19 protein-coding genes are annotated in these 18024 nt (G+C 51.3%); 5 read left to right on the forward strand and 14 right to left on the reverse strand.

Annotated elements, in window-relative coordinates; genetic code table 11:
* Positions 1 to 3 precede the first annotated feature (3 nt).
* From HV237_RS18970 to flgB, 8 genes are all read right to left on the reverse strand, one after another.
* Positions 4 to 1125 (reverse strand): flagellar basal body P-ring protein FlgI, encoded by a 1122-nt coding sequence (locus HV237_RS18970; RefSeq protein ID WP_047357627.1) that lies wholly within the window; start codon positions 1123 to 1125, stop codon positions 4 to 6.
* Between the two features lie 14 nt (positions 1126 to 1139).
* Positions 1140 to 1805: a flagellar basal body L-ring protein FlgH gene (gene flgH, locus HV237_RS18975; RefSeq protein WP_029139421.1), complete on the reverse strand. Its 666-nt coding sequence runs from the start codon at positions 1803 to 1805 to the stop codon at positions 1140 to 1142.
* Positions 1806 to 1873: 68 nt separating this feature from the next.
* Positions 1874 to 2659 (reverse strand): flagellar basal-body rod protein FlgG, encoded by a 786-nt coding sequence (flgG, locus tag HV237_RS18980; protein WP_019076088.1) that lies wholly within the window; start codon positions 2657 to 2659, stop codon positions 1874 to 1876.
* Positions 2660 to 2689: 30 nt separating this feature from the next.
* A complete protein-coding gene (locus tag HV237_RS18985) occupies positions 2690 to 3427 on the reverse strand; it encodes a flagellar basal body rod protein FlgF (protein ID WP_016151844.1) in 738 nt (245 codons plus the stop codon).
* A gap of 9 nt (positions 3428 to 3436) precedes the next feature.
* On the reverse strand, positions 3437 to 4639 hold the full coding sequence (gene flgE, locus HV237_RS18990; RefSeq protein ID WP_019076087.1) for a flagellar hook protein FlgE: 1203 nt from the start codon (positions 4637 to 4639) through the stop codon (positions 3437 to 3439).
* A 26-nt stretch (positions 4640 to 4665) separates the two neighbouring features.
* Entirely contained in the window at positions 4666 to 5532 is an 867-nt protein-coding gene (locus HV237_RS18995; RefSeq protein WP_046275407.1) for a flagellar hook capping FlgD N-terminal domain-containing protein, read from the reverse strand.
* A complete protein-coding gene (flgC, locus tag HV237_RS19000) occupies positions 5532 to 5963 on the reverse strand; it encodes a flagellar basal body rod protein FlgC (RefSeq protein WP_016151841.1) in 432 nt (143 codons plus the stop codon). Before flgC ends, HV237_RS18995 begins: the two co-directional genes overlap by 1 nt.
* Positions 5964 to 5965: 2 nt before the next feature.
* Positions 5966 to 6313 (reverse strand): flagellar basal body rod protein FlgB, encoded by a 348-nt coding sequence (gene flgB, locus HV237_RS19005; protein WP_016151840.1) that lies wholly within the window; start codon positions 6311 to 6313, stop codon positions 5966 to 5968.
* Between the two features lie 82 nt (positions 6314 to 6395).
* On the opposite strand from flgB, the gene flgA reads away from it, so the two are divergent.
* From flgA to HV237_RS19030, 5 genes are all read left to right on the forward strand, one after another.
* Positions 6396 to 7166 (forward strand): flagellar basal body P-ring formation chaperone FlgA, encoded by a 771-nt coding sequence (gene flgA / locus HV237_RS19010; protein WP_047357626.1) that lies wholly within the window; start codon positions 6396 to 6398, stop codon positions 7164 to 7166.
* A 96-nt stretch (positions 7167 to 7262) separates the two neighbouring features.
* Entirely contained in the window at positions 7263 to 7550 is a 288-nt protein-coding gene (gene flgM / locus HV237_RS19015; protein WP_016151838.1) for a flagellar biosynthesis anti-sigma factor FlgM, read from the forward strand.
* Positions 7551 to 7562: 12 nt separating this feature from the next.
* On the forward strand, positions 7563 to 7991 hold the full coding sequence (locus HV237_RS19020; RefSeq protein WP_046275405.1) for a flagellar protein FlgN: 429 nt from the start codon (positions 7563 to 7565) through the stop codon (positions 7989 to 7991).
* A gap of 135 nt (positions 7992 to 8126) precedes the next feature.
* Positions 8127 to 9071 carry a hypothetical protein gene (locus tag HV237_RS19025; protein WP_047357625.1) on the forward strand — a complete coding sequence of 315 codons (945 nt, stop codon included), beginning with the start codon at positions 8127 to 8129 and terminating at the stop codon, positions 9069 to 9071.
* 56 nt (positions 9072 to 9127) lie between these two features.
* A complete protein-coding gene (locus HV237_RS19030) occupies positions 9128 to 11689 on the forward strand; it encodes a glycosyltransferase (RefSeq protein WP_094169187.1) in 2562 nt (853 codons plus the stop codon).
* Between the two features lie 52 nt (positions 11690 to 11741).
* Here the strand turns inward: HV237_RS19030 and HV237_RS19035 are convergent, their stop codons facing one another.
* The 6 genes from HV237_RS19035 to fliH are packed head-to-tail and all read right to left on the reverse strand — an operon-like array spanning position 11742 to position 18022.
* Entirely contained in the window at positions 11742 to 12998 is a 1257-nt protein-coding gene (locus HV237_RS19035) for a class I SAM-dependent methyltransferase (protein WP_081304338.1), read from the reverse strand.
* Positions 12999 to 13034: 36 nt separating this feature from the next.
* Positions 13035 to 15125, reverse strand: coding sequence for a glycosyltransferase family 9 protein (locus HV237_RS19040; protein ID WP_249414931.1), 2091 nt, complete (start codon positions 15123 to 15125; stop codon positions 13035 to 13037).
* Positions 15126 to 15131: 6 nt separating this feature from the next.
* The gene (locus tag HV237_RS19045; RefSeq protein ID WP_047357623.1) at positions 15132 to 15536 is read right to left on the reverse strand and encodes an adenylyltransferase/cytidyltransferase family protein; all 405 of its coding nucleotides are present in this window, start codon (positions 15534 to 15536) and stop codon (positions 15132 to 15134) included.
* Positions 15533 to 15976 (reverse strand): flagellar FliJ family protein, encoded by a 444-nt coding sequence (locus tag HV237_RS19050; protein WP_016151831.1) that lies wholly within the window; start codon positions 15974 to 15976, stop codon positions 15533 to 15535. Before HV237_RS19050 ends, HV237_RS19045 begins: the two co-directional genes overlap by 4 nt.
* Before the next feature lie 2 nt (positions 15977 to 15978).
* Positions 15979 to 17319: a flagellar protein export ATPase FliI gene (gene fliI, locus HV237_RS19055; protein WP_019076075.1), complete on the reverse strand. Its 1341-nt coding sequence runs from the start codon at positions 17317 to 17319 to the stop codon at positions 15979 to 15981.
* Positions 17312 to 18022, reverse strand: coding sequence for a flagellar assembly protein FliH (fliH, locus tag HV237_RS19060; RefSeq protein WP_016151829.1), 711 nt, complete (start codon positions 18020 to 18022; stop codon positions 17312 to 17314). Before fliH ends, fliI begins: the two co-directional genes overlap by 8 nt.
* Positions 18023 to 18024 lie beyond the last annotated feature (2 nt).

Consider the following 18024-nt stretch of genomic DNA (forward strand, 5'->3'; position numbering starts at 1 on the left):
CCATTAAATGACCTCCAGATCGGCATCCAGTGCCCCGGCTTCATGCAGGGCCTGTAAAATGGACATAATGTCGTCCGGCGTGGCCCCGAGGCTGTTGAGCGCATTAACCAGCGTTTTCAGGCTGCTGGATTCAGGCAGCGTAATCATCCCCGGTCGGGCGTGATTCACCGAAATATTGCTCTGCGGCGTCACCGCCGTACGACCGCCGGCAAAGGCATTCGGCTGGCTGACGTTGCTGCTTTCATTAATGGAAACCGTCAGGCTGCCATGCGATACCGCCGCCGCGTGCAGGGCAATGCCATCCCCCATCACCACCGTGCCGGTACGCGAGTTAAACACCACGCGGGCGCGTACTTTTTCTGCCTGAACCTGGACGTCATCTAACTGAGACATAAAGGCAACGCGCGCCCCTGGGCTGGTTGGCGCACGAACGCTGACGTTGGTCGAGCTTTGTGCCGTAGCAATGCCGCCAAACGAGGCGTTGATCGCCGCCGCAATGTTATTGGCATCTTTAAAGGAGGGACGTTTCAGATTAAGCGTAATGGAGTCACCCATCTGGAAATCGCTGGGAATTTCACGTTCGACTGACGCGCCATTCGGTATCAGTCCGGCTGTGGGGGTATTCACGGTCACGCTGGAGCCGCTAGCCCCGGTCGCGTTCATCCCGCCCACCACCACGCTCCCTTGTGCGAGGGCATAAACCTCCCCATCTGCGCCGTGTAGCTGGGTGAGCAATAACGTACCACCGCGCAGGCTTTTGGCATCGCCAATCGACGAGACCGTGACATCAATGGTCTGCCCACGCGAGTACATTGGCGGCAGCATCGCGCTGACCGCTACCGCCGCGACGTTTTTCACCTTCGGATCGATTTTACCCGGCAGTTGTACCCCGAACTGGCGCAGCATGTTGGTAATAGTTTGGTTCGTGAATTTGACCTGGTTTTTATCCCCGGTTCCGTCCAGCCCCACCACCAGGCTGTAGCCAACAAGTTGGTTTTCCCTGATCCCCTGGACGTTGACCAGCGACTCCAGAGATTGCGCCTGCGTAGTGCCGGGCAGCACCAGGCTCAGGGCGATAACGATGCCGTTTAACGCCTTCATCCAGCGCCCGCTTATGTGTTGCATATTAAAATCCTGCATTAGATCGGGAAGAGAGGATGGTTAAACAGACGCGTCAGCCAGCCCGCCGCATTGGCATCGCTCAATGCGCCACGGCCCGCATAGGAGATACGCGCATCGGCAATGCGCTGCGATGAAACGGAGTTGTCGTTTTGAATATCATCGGCGCGCACCAGACCACTCAGGCGAATGTACTCATCCCCCTGGTTGAGGGTGAGCCATTTTTCACCACGAATTTCCAGAATGCCGTTCGACTGTACCGAGTGCACCGACACCGTAATTTCGCCACGCAAACTGTTTTGCTGCTGCGAGGTCGCCGTCCCGTTGAAGTCGCGATTGGCGTCCACGGAAGCGGAAAGATTATCTTTGGTATGTCCAAAAAGAGTCGGTGCACCGATATCAACGGTATTGTTCTTGCCGAAATTGGTTTTCGCCTGTTTGCTCGACTGGGTGGATTCTTCCAGCATCACGGTCAGGATGTCGCCCACCCGATAGGCGCGGCGGTCCGCCGTCAGCGACCACTTGTAACCCGTTTCGAACACCCCTCCCGCGCGACCATCCGCCGTTGGCGGCAACTCAGTTTTGGGAGGAGCAAAGAATTCGTCATTTTTTTTGACCAGGAGGGCCTGCGATTCGCACCCGCTTAACAGGGGCAGCAGTACCACCAGCCAGAGATAATTTTTCACGTTCTGCCTGTTTACTTTAAATTTGCCGGATAAGGCGAAGCCGCTATCCGGCATTTCACATTCTTGAATTACAGCGTCTGACTAATAAACTGCAGCATATCGTCTGCCGCAGAGACCATTTTGGCGTTCATCTCATAGGCGCGCTGCACGTTAATCATCGCCACCATTTCGTTGACAATATCCACATTCGAGCCTTCCAGCGCGCTGTCCTGCAAGGTGCCCAGACCATCTTCCCCCGGAATACCTTCCGTCGGTTGACCGCTGGCTGCCGTTTCCAGATACAGGTTGTCGCCTTCGGCTGAAAGCCCCGCCGGGTTGGCGAAATTCACCAGCGTCAGTTGCCCCAGTTCGGTCGGATCGCTGTCGCCGGGCAGGATCGCCGTCACGGTGCCATCTTCGCCAAATGCCACGTTGGTCGCGCCTGCGGGAACATCAATTTCCGGTTGCAGAGGCAAGCCCTGGGCGTTGGTTAGCACGCCGTCGGCGTTAATCTGCATATTGCCATCACGGGTATACGCAATATCCCCGTTGGCCTTTTGCACCTGCCAGAACCCCTGCCCCATGATGGCCACGTTCATCGCATTGTCGGTGGTTTCCACATTCCCTTCGGTGAAGGTTTTTTGGGTTCCAACGATGCGCACACCGCTACCGAACTGCATTCCGGTCGGCATGATGTTGTTTTGATCGAGCATGGCGCCCGGCGCTTCCTGAGTCTGATAAAACAGATCCTGGAACATCACGCGGTCACGCTTAAAGCCCGTGGTGTTGACGTTGGCGATGTTGTTGGCAATCGCACTCATCTCAGCATCCTGCGCCGACAGGCCGGTTTTACTGATCCATAACGCTGCGTTCATAAAACTTTATCCCTGATTAAAGGCTACGACTCAGGAGCCGCGTAGCAGCCTGTTGCCGGAGTCGCTGAGATCCTCAGCGGTTTTCATCATCTTGATTTGCGCTTCAAACTGGCGGTTCATCGCAATGGACGACATCATTTCGCTCACCGCAGACACGTTACTGCCTTCCAGAAAGCCGCCGCTTACTTTGATGTTTTCATCGCGCTGGGCCGGTACGCCATCCGCCGTCACCAGCATCCCCTCGCTGTTTTTCGCCAGATTAGCGACCGGGATATCCACCAGCTTCAGCCGATCGATATCCATCGTGGCGGTAACATCACCGTCGTCAGGCGTAACCGAGAGCGTGCCGTCGCTGCCGAAAGAGGCAATCGCGTTCGGCGGCAAAATAATCGGGCCGTTATCTCCGAGCACCACGTTACCGTCGATGGTCAGCTGACCCTGATCGTCTTGCTGAATATTGCCGTTGCGGGTATAGACCTCGTTTCCGGCTTTGTCCTGCACGGCGATATAGCCCGTCCCCTGAATGGCGACGTCCAGCGGGCGCTCGGTTTTTTCCGCCACGCCGGTACTGTCATTGACGCCGCTGGGACTTTCCTTCGCCATAAAACGCGTATCAAAACCACCGCCCTTCACTTTGTCATTACTCGCCATCGCCATATCCGCGCGAAAACCATTGGTGTTGACGTTGGCGAGGTTGTTGGCGCTAATTTGCTGCTCTTGTAACGTCTGGGTGGCGCCGCTCAGCGCGGTATAAATCAACCGATCCATTTCTTAGCCTTACATCGCCTGGAAGAGAGCCTGATCCAGTTGCGTACTGGTGGAAATCACCTTGGTGTTCGCCTGGTAGTTACGCTGGGCGGTCATGAGATTGACCAGTTCGTTGGTGATATCCACGTTGGAGCTTTCGAGCATGCCGGAGGAGAGCGTGCCGCAGGAACCGGAGCCAGGTGTGCCTATCAGCGGCGTACCGGATTCGCCCGTCTGTACCCAGGCAGTACCGCTCACTGCTTCCAGTCCGTTCTCATCCGGGAAGGTGGCGAGTACAACCTGGCCCTGCAGCATGCGCTCACCGTTGCTGTAGGTGGCGTACACTTTACCGTCGTCATCGACCTGCACGCCGTTTTGCGTTGCCGATGCGTATCCGGTCGCGGAATTGGTGGTAACCGAGAAGTCAGAGCCGTACTGAGTACAATCGGAGTAGTCAATCGTCATTGAAATCGGTGCGGCTTCATCGGTGGTGAAGGTGATGGTTTGCGGCGTGGTTGGAGCCGTCAGCTTGCCGGTATTTGGGTCGAAGGTCAGCGTAGTCGGCGGTACACCGCTCTGCGCTTCACCATCAAAGGTGTATTGCACTTCCCAGGTGTTATCCGCCGTTTTAGTAAAGTACTGGCTAACCGAGTGCTCATTACCCAGCGAGTCATACACGGTGGTGGTGTAGCTGTCGGTGTAGGTATCGCTGTTGTTGGCATCAAACGGCACGGTTGCGCGATCGATTGTTTCATCACTGGCGTCAAAGTTTGCCGTGAAGGTCATGCTGTCCGTGGCCTGCGCCGGGATGTTGCCGGTTTTAATCTGGATATCGGTAACGGTACCGGTTTGCAGCGTGCCGCTGTCATCAACCGGATAGCCCTGCAGGTAATCGCCAGACGCATTGACGATATAGCCGTTTTTGTCCGTCACGAAGGAACCCGCGCGGGTATAGGAGATGTTCCCGGCGCTGTCGCACATCACAAAAAAACCATCGTCGTTGATCGCCAGATCCAGCGCATTACCGGTTGAAACCATAGAGCCGCCGGTGGAGATGCTTTGTGCCGAACCCGCCACGCTCACGCCCATCGCCTGCGTTCCGGCATACATGGCGGAGAACTGGGTGGTCATCGATTTATACCCAACCGTCCCGGAGTTTGCGATGTTGTTACTGATGCCATCAAGCTGTTCGTTGACGGCGTTCAGTCCCGTCGCTGCAATTTCATAACTCATTGTTTCTTCCTGTAATGTAAACGAGATCAGATCACGGTGTTGCTGTCGGCGTTATCGCCGCCGTCGTCAGTATCAGGCGGCGTGATGTCATCAGTGCTGTCCGGAACGCCAAACTGGGTGATCATGGTGAAAGGCACTTCGCCAACGCCGTCAACGTTGAGCACCGGCGTGCTGCCATCGAGCGGAATACGCACATCTTCCACCGTTCCGGTTACCTCAATCGGCACTTCCTCTTCTCCGGTATTGGTCACCACGGATACGCTGTAATCGCCCGGCGGGATGCCGTAATCCGCAGGATTGATGTCGAAATCCACCTGGCCGGGCCCGACGGAGGTTTCACCTTGCGGGATCAGCGACACGGTGTAGTCATCACCGGCTTCATCGGTAAAGTGCAGATCCACATCGGTACAACTGTCATCCAGCGTCACGCGTCCCTGGATTTCTTTGCTGTTGTCTTCGATATCCAGCGAGGTGGTTTGCACCATGATGTCGTCGCCGACCATATTCCCCAGCGCCATCACCTGAATGTTGCTCATCAGTACGGCGTTAGTGTTTGCCTCAACGCTCATCTCTTCCATCATGGCAACCTGCGCCATGGAGGCGAGCTGATCGATATAGGCCGTAGGATCGGTTGGATCGGTCGGGTCCTGGTTTTCAATTTCAGCCACGAACAGCGTCAAAAACGTATCAACCGCGGACGTTTCGGTGGACGTTGTCGTGGTTGGAGTACCGCTTGTCCCGCTGGTATTCGTTGTTGACGACGTTGAGGAAGAACTGCTGTCTCCCAGATTGCTGCTTTGCGCCGTGGCGCCGACGTTATTTTCAGCCACCGCCGTATTCTCCGAAGAAGGAGCCTGCGCCTGAGATTGGGCATACAGAGTCAGGGTATTCATTACACTTCTCCCAGTTTGAGTAAGCTTTGCTGCATACTTTTGACGTTATTCAGCACATCAACGTCAGTTTCAAAATCACGTGAGGCGGACATCATGTCGGCCATTTGCTCGACCACATTGACATCCGGATACCAGACGAAACCGTTCTGGTCCGCCATCGGATGGTGTGGCTCATAACGCTTCACCGCCCCGCCGCTTTGCATGACGTCCTGTACCTGTACGCTGGCACCATCAATGGCATGGCGGTTATGCCCACCCATCAGGCTATTGTGGTAAACCGCGGCAAAAACCGGGCTGCGCGCCTTATAGGCCTGCGCCTCGCTGCTGGCGGGAGATTCCGCATTCGCCATGTTGCTGGCGACGGTATTCAGACGGATGGTTTGCGCCGTCATCGCCGAGCCGGAAATCTGGTAAATATCAGTAAACGACATGGTTATTTCCCTTCGATGGCCTCTTTGATACCGCTAAGTTGCAGGTTCAAAAAGGTCAGACTGCTTTGATAATCCATACTATTTTGTGAAAACCGGGCCTGCTCGGTATTCAGCTCTACGGTATTGCCATCCTCTGAGGGCTGCATCGGCACACGGTATTTCACGTCAGCCTCGGGCAGCACATTTGTGCGACTTGCCCGTTGCATCTCAGCGGCAAAATCAATATCTTTAGCTTTGAAATTTGGTGTATCGACGTTTGCTAGATTCGCAGTCAGTAGCTCGGTCCTCTCAAGACGTAACTTCACTGCCTGCGGATGTACACCCAATGCCTGCTGAAAACTGATTCCCATTTCTTGCATCACTCCTGCGTAGATATCGCTGTTATTAGCAATATGTATGCCAACTTTTAAGTGATTGATGAGAAATGACTTTATGAAATTCCCCTTCGACATAAGGAAGCCTTCTTTCCCCTTTGCCGCGGAAATAATGCTGGCGTTATGCTGTGTCTTACCCGCACATGCCGCCGTCCATCCCATTCAGCACAGCGCCCGGGAACAGATCAACGCGCGGGTCATAACTGCCGCCGGTCATGAAATTGACGCGCTGGCGAAAAAACAGCAGTGGCAGGACTATCGCTACACGTTCAACGTCTATATTCCCTCAACGGTGAGCACCAGCGCGCTATGCGCAACAGCGCCCCAGATCACTTCCAGCACATCCCCAAGAATGGCCCTGACGCGAATGAACTTTGTGGTGAGTTGTCCGGGCAGCGCGGGCTGGCAATTTAACGTTGCGGTACGCCCCGACGTGTCGGTGCCGGTAGTGATGCCAAAGTCGTTGATTGCCCGAGATACGGTAATTACGGTCAACGACCTGCAGCTTAAAAAATTCAATATCAGCAACCAGCGGGAAGGGTTAATGACAAATATGGATGAGGCGATTGGTCTCACCAGCAAGCGCGCCCTGCAACCGGGCAAACCGATTACCCGGAGCGAACTGGTTCAACCGGTGCTGGTCAAACGCGACCAACCGGTGATGATCGTCTCCCATACGGCCGGAATTACCGCCTCGATGCCGGGCGTGGCGTTGAAGAACGGGCGCAAAGGGGATGTGATAAAAATTCGCAACAGCAGCAGCCAGCGGATCATTAGCGGGATGGTGGACGATATCGGCGTGGTCACCACGCTGACGGCCGAGCAGTGAAGGGATTTTTTGTGATGGGATTAAAGTTTTCCTCTCTTACCGTCGCTTTTAGCCAATAACAGATAACCAACCCAACGAAATATGTACGAGGTTGCTATGAAAATTACCCCGACTCTGCCAGGCGATCGCCCTGCATCTACAACCGGGCAGACGCGTTCAGACAAGAGCAGCACGCAGACCACTACCTCCAGCGCCGCGACGCTTTCCGCCGACGATATTACTCAGGCGGGATTGCAAACGGCGCAGCAAACGCTGAACAGCGATCCGCAAAGCGACGTTGATTACGACAAAGTGGCGCAAATGCAGGCCATGCTGGCCGCAGGCGACATGCAGGTTGATACCCAGCAACTGGCTGGTGACATGCTCAGCTTTTTCCAGAAATAAGAGGCCAAAATTGTGAGTACCAGGCTACAGCAGGTGAAAACGCTGCTTCAGGGTATCCGGGAGGACGGGACGCGATATGACGCGCTCAGACACCAGTTGGAACAACAACGTCTGTGCATGATCCGTCGCGCCAGTGAAGAGCTGTTGGCGGTCAATGAGACGATTCAACAGCACTATGAGCAGTTGAATAACAGTAGCCAGCAGCGCCGCTCAATCCTGCAATTGCTGGGCGTAAGCGTCGATCGTGCAGGGATGGAACAGGTATTTAGCTGGTTGCCGGGCTTACAAAAAAGTGCCGCAGAGGGTTGGTGGCAGAGCCTTGAGCAAAAAGCGAAACGCTGCAAGGCGTACAACGAAAAAAACGGCGAGTTGCTGATCCGCCAGTATGAATTTATTCAGACTTTTTTAGGCACCGAGCCGGATTTTATTTACCAGCGCTAAACCTTCCTTCCCTGACGCGGAAAACGACTTTCCGCGCACACCCTAACTAATTGATATAAATACAATAAAAATTCAGGCATGGATATTGCAATGATGTAGCCAGATTTTGAATTTAGGGATTGCTGAGAACACATTATGAGTATGATTGATTGTTATGAACCTGACTTTGTCCGGTTGTTTTTATCCCACCATCCGGATTCCGCTTTACTGGCCGAAATGCGCTGGAAAACGGAAGTACGTCAGAGTCTGGTATTAACCGATCCGGCCAGCTGTCAGGCTGCATTAGGCGATCCCAACGCCTTTGTGCTGCATACCTCGCAATGTGCAGCCGATGCGGACAGCCCGGCGTTATCTCCACGCGATCAGGTACTTAATCAATCTGCTCTGCATACCATCACGCTCCCCGGTTTGTCACCGGAACTGCGCTTGTATGCGCTGGGCATCATGCTCTCTTTTTCCGAGAAATGCCCTGGCGACAGCGATCCTATGCTTGAGAAACTGGCCTCGCTGCCGCAGGTTCTGGCCGCCCACGCGCAAAGCGGAAAACTGCAGGAGCAGTTCGTGCAACTGCCCAGCCTGCCCCAGCTGCAGCGGGAGCTGATCACCCAAATGGGCAGTTGTGAGTTCAATTGGGATCTGTTGCCGGAAAGCACGCGCAAGCTGACCTTACCTCTGCAGGTAAGTCTGCTGATGCTCCAGGATGCAAACAGTGAGGCTATGCTTCAGCAGCAGTTGCAGGATCAGTGGTTAAAGACCTATGAGCGCTACTTTGCCCATGACGCATGGATATTCAGTAACTATCTGATTTATCGCCTGTATCACGATACCTTCCCGCAGCACGAGAGTGAAAGCGCGCTGCAGCGCTTCTTCTGGCTGGTGGCTGACATCTTTATGCTTCGCACCCTATTTTGCCTGTGGACAATGGATGATTCCACGCTGAGCCATGACGAAATCTACGCCCTTTTCGCGCTGTTTGAAGCGTGGCGCAACAGCGAGAATGCCCGCTCGTTGCGTCAGCATATTCTGGATATGTTGTCGGGAGATCCTCTGCTCTCGGCGTTCTCCCTGATTACACGTTAGCGCCTGTTGGCCGGGTACATACCCGGTCCTTTTTCGAATCGCGAATACACATCACCATGTCTGAATCCTCCAAAGCACGTTCCGCCCTGACCGGCATCGTTAAAACGCTCGACACTGGTCGCGAAAAACCGTTTGTCAGCGTCATTACTCCCACGTGGAACCGCGGCGCTTTCTTACCCTATTTGCTGTATATGTTCCGCTATCAGGACTACCCTGCCGACCGCCGGGAGCTGGTGATCCTGGATGATTCCCCACAAAGCCATCAGTCAATCATTGACAGGCTGACGCAGAATCACCCGGAGAAATTCAATATTCGTTATATCTACCATGCGGAAAAACTGACGCTGGGAAAAAAGCGCAACATGCTCAATGCGCTGGCGTTAGGCGAATATATTCTCTGTATGGATGACGATGATTATTATCCGGCGGATAAGATCTCCTACACTATCGACATGATGCAGCGCCACCGGGCGTTGATTTCAGGTTCCGATCAGATCCCCATCTGGTATAGCCATATCAACCGCGTGTTCAAAAGCCGCAGCTTTGGCCCGCAGAACATTCTCAACGGCACCTTTTGCTACCACCGCAATTATTTAAAAAAGCACCGTTACGATGATGAATGTAACTTAGGCGAAGAGGAAGGATTCACTAATCAATTCACCGCAAACCCGCTGCAATTGCCGGGCGAGCGCACCATTATTTGTATCTCGCACAGTCAAAATACGTTCGATAAAGACTTTGTGCTGGGCAGCAGCGAGCCGCTGGAAACCTCGCTGGCACAGGCGATTACAGACCCGATGCTGAAAAACTGGTATCAAAGCCTGCATAACGCCACCCATCATCAGCCGATCCAGTGGGATTACATCGATCAGGTGGTGATCGTGAATCTGGACTCACGCCCGGATCGTTTAGCCCACATCCAGCAAGAGCTGGCGTTTCTCAATTTCCCGGCGCAAAAGATCACCCGCCTTGCGGCGTCCGTTGCCACTAACGGCCAGGCTGGTCGCCGCCAGTCCCATCTGCAGGCGCTGCAACTGGCACAGCGTAACGGCTGGAAAAACTACCTGCTACTTGAAGACGATAGCGTGATCCTGAAGCAGGAAAAGCATATCCGGGTACTCAACTCACTTCTGAATGCGCTGCCTGGTTTTCCGTGGGAAGTGGTTATCCTCGGCGGAGAAATTAAACAAGGCCGCGAACTCAAAAGCCTCAATGGCATGATCCATGCCCGTGACTGCAATAAGGTTTGCGCCTATCTGGTCAACAGCAGCTATTACCCGGTGCTGGCTCAGCAGATGGAGCATGACCTCTCAGATACGCTCGAAGGGCAATGGCAGCCGCTGCTGCGTGAAGGGAAATGGCTTTCCTGCTATCCGAGCATCTGCTATCAGCGCGCGGGATACAGCGATATTGAGAAAAAAGAAACCGATAACATCGGTTACTACTTCAACAAAATCAATAAGAAACCCGCCACCGTCAGCACGCTGGTAAGCAACCCGCTTCCTACGGCATCCACGCAGATAGATGCCATTGGCTTCTATATGGAAACCTCGCTGCACTACGCGGTCTACCGCCCTATCATTACCGCGCTTCAGGCGATGGGCCATACCTGCTCGCTGCTGGTCAGTGACAAAATACCTAAATCGTTTCTGGATGAGATGACCGCGACGATTAAAGCCATCAACGACCCTGCGCTCGGCGGTACGCGTCTTTCAGCGGTCATTGAGAACCGTCAGCGCTTCCGGTGCCTGGTCAGCCCTTACTACACGCCACTGCTGAACGGGCTGGCGGATACCCATGTACGCACCCTGTATGGCCTGGCGAAAGAAGAGTGGAATCATGCCTGGTGGAACGCCTTTTATCACCGCATCCTGTGTTACAGCCACTATAGCCAGCACGCGCTTGATATCGGTGGCAGCGCCAAAGTGGTGGGCAATCCCCGTTTCGATGAGTGGCATAATCACACTTACGATACTGCGCTGCCAAAAAGCCTGAAGCTGAATGCGAAAAAGCAGACCATCCTGTATGCGCCAACCTATGGCGCGCTAAGCTCTCTCCCCCACTGGGCGGAACAGCTCAGCCGGTTAAGTCATGAATACAATGTCGTCACCAAACTACATCATGGCACCCTGCACAGACCGGAAGAAGCCGCCTCTCTGGCACTGGCGCAGCGCTATTTAAAAAACCGAATTGACGATCCACAGCATCTGCTGGCGCTTATCGCGCAGGCGGATTACGTCCTGACAGACAGCAGCGGCTTTATTTTTGACGCCATTCATATGAATAAACGCGTCATTTTACTGAGCTGGCCAGAGATGCCCTTGCTGCTCGATGGTCAACAAAGTTTCTCTACTCCTGACAGCGCTGATCAGCGTATTCGCGATGTTCTCCCGGTGGCACAGGATATACAGACGTTGCGCCACGCCCTGTCATCCGCATTTGACTGGGCTGCGCTGGAAGCGCCATTGGAGGAGATTCGCCACCATTATTGCGATGCGTTTATGGATGGTCAGGCGGGGAAACGGGCGGCTCAGGAGATCGCCGCTTTGCTTACGGAAACAGAGAATGCCCACAGTAATACGCTATTACATAGTCTACAGAGAAAACTTTTTAGCTAAATTTCTGATATGAATTGGCGATAAAACCACCGTTAAACCGGTGGTTTTAATTTTATTGTGGTCGTTTTTTTATAACAATCTCGATACCACTTTCCGCAAATGGTGTGCGAGTTTGATCAAACCGAGGGAGACCAGACAAATAGCTATGATTTAGTAATTCAATTTTCTGAACGTCATGATTTGCGGTTATCGTCTGAATCAATTCCAATACATTTATCGATACCGGTGACCAACTACTTTTCTTGAAGATACTGAAAGTATGCTTGTGATCGGTATTAAAAGTCGATGGCCATACTTTTTGTTCATACATATCTTCGTCAGGAACAGTAATAATGAGATGACCATTTGGTTTAAGCACTCGCATCCAGTTATTGATAGCAATGAACGGGTCAACCACATGTTCCAGACAGTGTGCAGAATACACAAAATCAAAACTATCATCACTAACATTATCTAAGTATTGGGCATCACCTTGCGGTAAGTCATAGACCGTCACCGTTCTCATTAGAGGGAAAAGCGAGTGGTAAATCCCAATACTGTCCGGTCCTCCACCTATATCCAAACCAGCGCCAACAAACCAACGAGAAGTAAACCGTGCATCCATAAGTCGACGATTTACAGACATACTGGTCGTCCCCACAACGCCCCGGTTAATCAGAAACTTACTGGTAACATCCCCAGGTAAAATGAGTGGTTTAATCGCTTCACCAGCTAAACTATGAGGCCATAAAACTGCGTATCCAGTATCTTCAGGATACCAGTGCAAGGAGTGTGTATCGGCAAAACTCTCTAATAGTCCAATAAATTCATTAGCACGATCAAACCCATGATCGGCATATTCTGGTAAAGTACCACTTGTCACGGCAAAGTCTTTCAAATATATTCTGCAATCATCAATAATAACGATCGCATTATCAATTTTGCCTTCCAGAATTCGCAACTCGTTAATTAGTGGCAAGCGAATATCTTTATCCCATTCGTCACTGCGATAGTGTTCATTGCAGTAATCTGAACCAGGATAATGAGCATCCAGAAAAATGAGACTACGGCGGCACCTCAAAATATCATTGACCGCTTCCGAGTTCAGAAATGATAAGCTATCATCCGGACAAACTGTAATATTTTCATTTTTTTCTTGTAGTGCTTTTTCATACAATGGCTGATATATCTCACAGGACAACGCATGGTGAAAACCTGCCGACAATGCCATACGACATGAGTTACCAATACCATACCCAGTTTCAACCAAATGCGTCACCTGGTATTTTTCAACTATTTTGCGTAAAGGAAAACGACCTAAAAACCCCATAACCACTCCATTTAGAATATTTAATCATAGAAATACTTAAGAATTTTTCACATAATCATCAGAACTCAAAAATAATTGAATCTGATGCCAAAAATATTCGGCGGTAACCTTCTTCATGCACCGATATTTTTTATCATTCGGACACCAGACAGAAAATTCATCACCTCGTGGACGTGTAAATTCTTTGCCCAGTTTGTTTTTAACGAATTGCGGACTCATGATAAGGTGACCGCATTGACCAAACTGACATTCTGTATCAATACCCATAGCATTCCACCCATACCGACCATTCCTGTAGGGCAATCGGTAACTGGCCGGAATAATAGAGTACAACGCGCAAATAGCAATTGAAGTGAGTCCAGCAAGTGCGACAGGACCAGAATCACAAGCAACCAGTAGCTGACACCGCTCCATCAAATAAATCATCTCAAGCATAGAGAACTGATTAATGCAATTGATAGCCTCCGGGATATCTATATCCATCATCTTCTTCTCTTGATACTTATTATTATCGCTGCCAATAATGACAACTTTCCAGCCTGCAGCAATAAAGTATTTCGCGAGTTGATTCCATCCCTTTTCGGTCCACGTCCGGTTTGGAGAGCCTATATTGGGATGTAATAAGACTGTTTTTTCTTTCTGCAAATAATGATTATGAATAAAATCATTGACGTTTTTCTTATCCAATGACGCCAATGAAATCATAGGCTGCTTATTACACAAGGAATGATTATGAATACTATCACCGATAAAAGCATCCGTCATATGTTCAGATGCTACTATATCCTCCCAGTGGCCAAGGAAATGAAATTTATTTTCCTGACGCGCAATCGCAATATCAATATAAGCATCTTCTGTCAGCGCATTGATATCCCAATACTGTGCCACCACAGGACTTGAAGCGATAAGGTCATGATACAATTTGTGTGCAATAAAGATAAAATCCTCATCATGACATTCTCTAAATGCAGTGAGGCAACCCAACGCGTAGATCGCGTCCCCCATCGACCCAGGACAATAAAATACCCTTTTCTTAAACGAACCGGATTTAACACCAACTAACTCATTTACATGATAAATTTTCTTATTGCTAAAGTTGATGTGACCAGCGTACTTATCAGTATCTTCTGGTAACTCTGTTGTTAGAAAAAATAGAATACTTTTCTCTGGCGCTTGATATAGTTCATCTGAAAAATATCCGGCAATGGCTAAAGGTAATATTTGTAGAACCTTTAAAAAATTAAGAGTGATTAACTCAGGGAGTTTGATAGCCTTGCATCCCAACTGACGTAATATTTCACCATCGACTTCACCCTCTTTCTTTTCGCGGAAGAGAAGGATTTTCTCTTCAGAAATTGCAAATTCATTGATTGCATGCTGAATAACGTCCACAAGCGCTTCTTGATGTTGTTTTTTCAGCGAGGGAAAGCGAGGTGAGGTGCTGAGTAATAGTAGAGATGACGAGCTTATCTTTCGTAATTGAGAATAAATACCATTTGGTATCTTGAATAGTTCCAGAAAATCCGTTATTTTATTTTCATCGATTGCCGGTACATTACCACAAGGCAATTTCTTTGAATTTTTGAATGAGCTATTCTCTTGTAGATAATAAGTTGTTGTTAACACTTTATGCCAGGCATATCCGGCGGCAATATTCCACTCATCTTTTGGCATGTTATGATTATTATTTAATGCCATACTTATGGTATTACCATATCCAGTGACCAATTTATTAAATAAATTTACTGGGATTTTTTCAAGTGCAGAAGCAGCAACTAGCTCGGCTATCTCTCCTTCATAAACATGAAGATGGATTAGCGACCGAAGAGAGTTTAATCTCATCAACAACGGAATAAGTAAGTCATAGCTTTCAGCCAGCGCCGCATGGATATCTAGTGCTGTTGGCGAGAGCTTAGTTAGTACATGTGATATTTTATCCAGCGCAGGCAGTAGTGTGGATTCATTATATTTAAAAACAATATTTGAATTCTTTTCCAGCCATTTTTCACTCAATTTATCAGAACAAATAAATAATATATTAACTACTCCATCCATATCTTGAATAAAATTAGACATTTGAAGCGGCAGCGTAACTTCTTTAGTTTCAATGAATAGTCTTATTTTCATATTATTTTACAGGTTTTGATTTTGGTTGGTAATTACCTCAATAATCGAGGTGGTGGATATCGATGGCGTTCTGGGAAAATAGACCACTTCGCACAGGTACGACAAACTATCAAAGCGCCCTGCCCAGTCATCGCCCATCACCAGCGTATCGGCGTTAAACTGGCGAATATAGTCCGCTTTTTTCTCTAGCGACTCTTCGAGAAACACGCTGTCCACACATTTCAGCCCGGCAACAATCCCCATGCGATCGCTTTGGCTGTAAACCGGCATCCGACCTTTTTTATGCATATTTAGCGCATCTGAAGAGATACCGACGATCAGTCGCTCCCCCAACTGTCCGGCACGTTGCAGAATACGCAAATGCCCGATATGAAAAACATCAAAGGTGCCGAAAGTAATGATCGTTTTCATATCACTCCCAGCGTCTTCTGTCTTAACCAGCATTGTGCGGCAATTTCATCTACGGCTTTTTGCTCTTTAACCAGTGCCTCATTGCTCAGTTCATCGCGCTTATCATCGAGCGTCATGGCGACAATTTTCTCTTCGCATGCCGCTGACACCAGGTTTTTCTGAATACGCTGTTCTTTGATTTTAGCCAGCGTTTTCTCCTGCTCTTGCCAGGCGATAACCGTGCGCAGCGTGCCTTTGTATCCGGTCACATTTTTGAGTGATTCAACGCAAGGCACCTCCACGCCGGTGCCGGTTTTTTGAATCAGGTAGCCCAACGCTTTGATGTTATTGTCAAAACCGATGCAAACTTGTTGCTGTTTAGCCAACTGTACCGTCATGTCTTTGACTGATTTATCCCGCAGGCGCTGCAGTTGCGCCAGGGTATCGATAATTTGCCGCATGATTATTTACCTTCCGTTTTCTTTGCCTGCGGGAAAAGGGTCTGTAAGCGGCTTTGCACCAGCTCCAGAGAGGCCGGTTCACTGACTTCCTGGCGCAGAAAACGCTCAATGGCGGGGAACACTTTGACGGCCTTATCCACGCCGGGATCGGCTCCTGCAACATATCCGCCCAACGGGATCAGCGGCTTAATTTCCATATAGGCGGCATAGTTCTGTTTGAGCAGGCGGGCCGACTGCTGATGCGCGTGGGGAGTTACCTGGGTCATGCATCGACTGATCGACTGCCCGATATCAATAGCCGGATAATGTCCGGCCTCCGCCAGCTTACGGGTCAGAACAATGTGCCCGTCCAGCACCGCACGCGCACAGTCGACGATCGGATCCTGCTGATCGTCTCCTTCCGCCAACACCGTATAAATGGCGGTCATTGACCCATCGCTTTCACTGTTGCCAGCGCTTTCCACAAGCTTTGGGATCATGCCGAACGCCGACGGTGGATAGCCTTTCGTCGCCGGAGGTTCACCCAGTGACAACGCAATCTCGCGCTGCGCCATGGCATAACGGGTTAACGAATCCACCAGCAGTAAAACGTGATGTCCGCGATCGCGAAACCAGGCGGCAATAGAGTGGCAAAGCTCGGTGGCTTTCAAACGCATTAACGGCGACTCATCCGCAGGCGCCGCCACGATAATTGATTTTGCCAACCCTTCCGCGCCCAGAGCGTGATCGATAAACTCCTTCACCTCGCGGCCACGCTCGCCAATTAACCCCACCACCACGATGTCGGCCTTGGTCTGGCGGGTGATCATCCCCAGCAGTACGCTTTTTCCCACGCCGCTGCCGGCCATCAAGCCCACACGCTGGCCTTTGCCGATAGTTAGCAGACCGTTGATTGCTTTAACGCCAACATCCAGCGGTTGGTTCACCGACCGACGCGTGAGGGGGTTAATGGAAGGCGCCTGAGGCGGCAATACGTCATTGCCCGTCAGACGCCCTTTGGCATCCAGCGGTTCACCCAGGCCATTGACTACCCGCCCCAGCCAGCTTTCGCTAATCAGGATCTCCTGGGTTTTTTCTTCGGGGAAAACGCGCGCACCCGCCATCAGTCCGACGGGATGCTTGAAGGGCATCAGGTAGGTGATATCGCGGTTAAACCCCACCGCCTGCGCGTCGATCAACGTATGGTCGGCGCTTTCGACGCGGCACAGCTGGCCGGTCGCCAGCGGACAGCCCACGCTCTCCAGCAAAATGCCGTTTACGCGCACCAGTCGCCCGGCAACCCGGGCTAAAGGGATCGACTCAATGGAACGCAGCGCGTTGTCAACGCTGGACAGGTCACTCACCCGTCGGCTCCGGCAGAAGCGACTCTTTGAGCGCCGACATGCACTGGTCGAGTCGATGTTCGCAGCCAATATCCAGCTCGGATTTATCGGTAATCACCCGACACTCGCCCGCCTGCAGTTCGGGTGATGGGGTCAGCCCCCATTCAGTGACCTTCTCCGGGGCAGCATCTTTAATGCGGTTAAATTCTTCATGACTTAGCAGGACCTGTAGCGACTCAGGCATCGCAGGAAAGGCCGAAATCGCCTCTTCAACCAGCGACAGTAACTGCGTCGGTTGCAGCGCCAGCTCGCAACGAATCACCTGGCGAGTGACCTTTTCAACCAGTTGCAGCAGGTCTTCCCGCTGTTTACGCTGAATGTGCGCCAGGTAGTCGTTCACTTTGCCAGTGATGGTTTCCAGCGGTTGCGCTGCTTGCTCAAACTGCTTACGCCCTTCCTGTTGCCCGGCCAGGCTGCCTTCAGTGTATCCCTGACGACGGCCTTCATCGTGTCCCTTCTGATGACCTTCCTGAAAGCCCTGCTCCTGACCTTCCGTCATCCCCTGTTCAAAACCTTTTTGCAGGCCTTCCTGGAAGCCGTCCATCAGCTGGCGCTGATAATCCGCAGGCGTGATCCCCGGCGTGAGCTGTTCAGCCTGCAAATGGCGCTGGCGAGGAGGAAAGCGGTGCAGTCGGTAACGACCACGAATGGTTTCAATCGCCATGT

The organism is Citrobacter sp. RHBSTW-00570, assembly GCF_013739755.1.
Lineage (GTDB): Bacteria > Pseudomonadota > Gammaproteobacteria > Enterobacterales > Enterobacteriaceae > Citrobacter > Citrobacter braakii.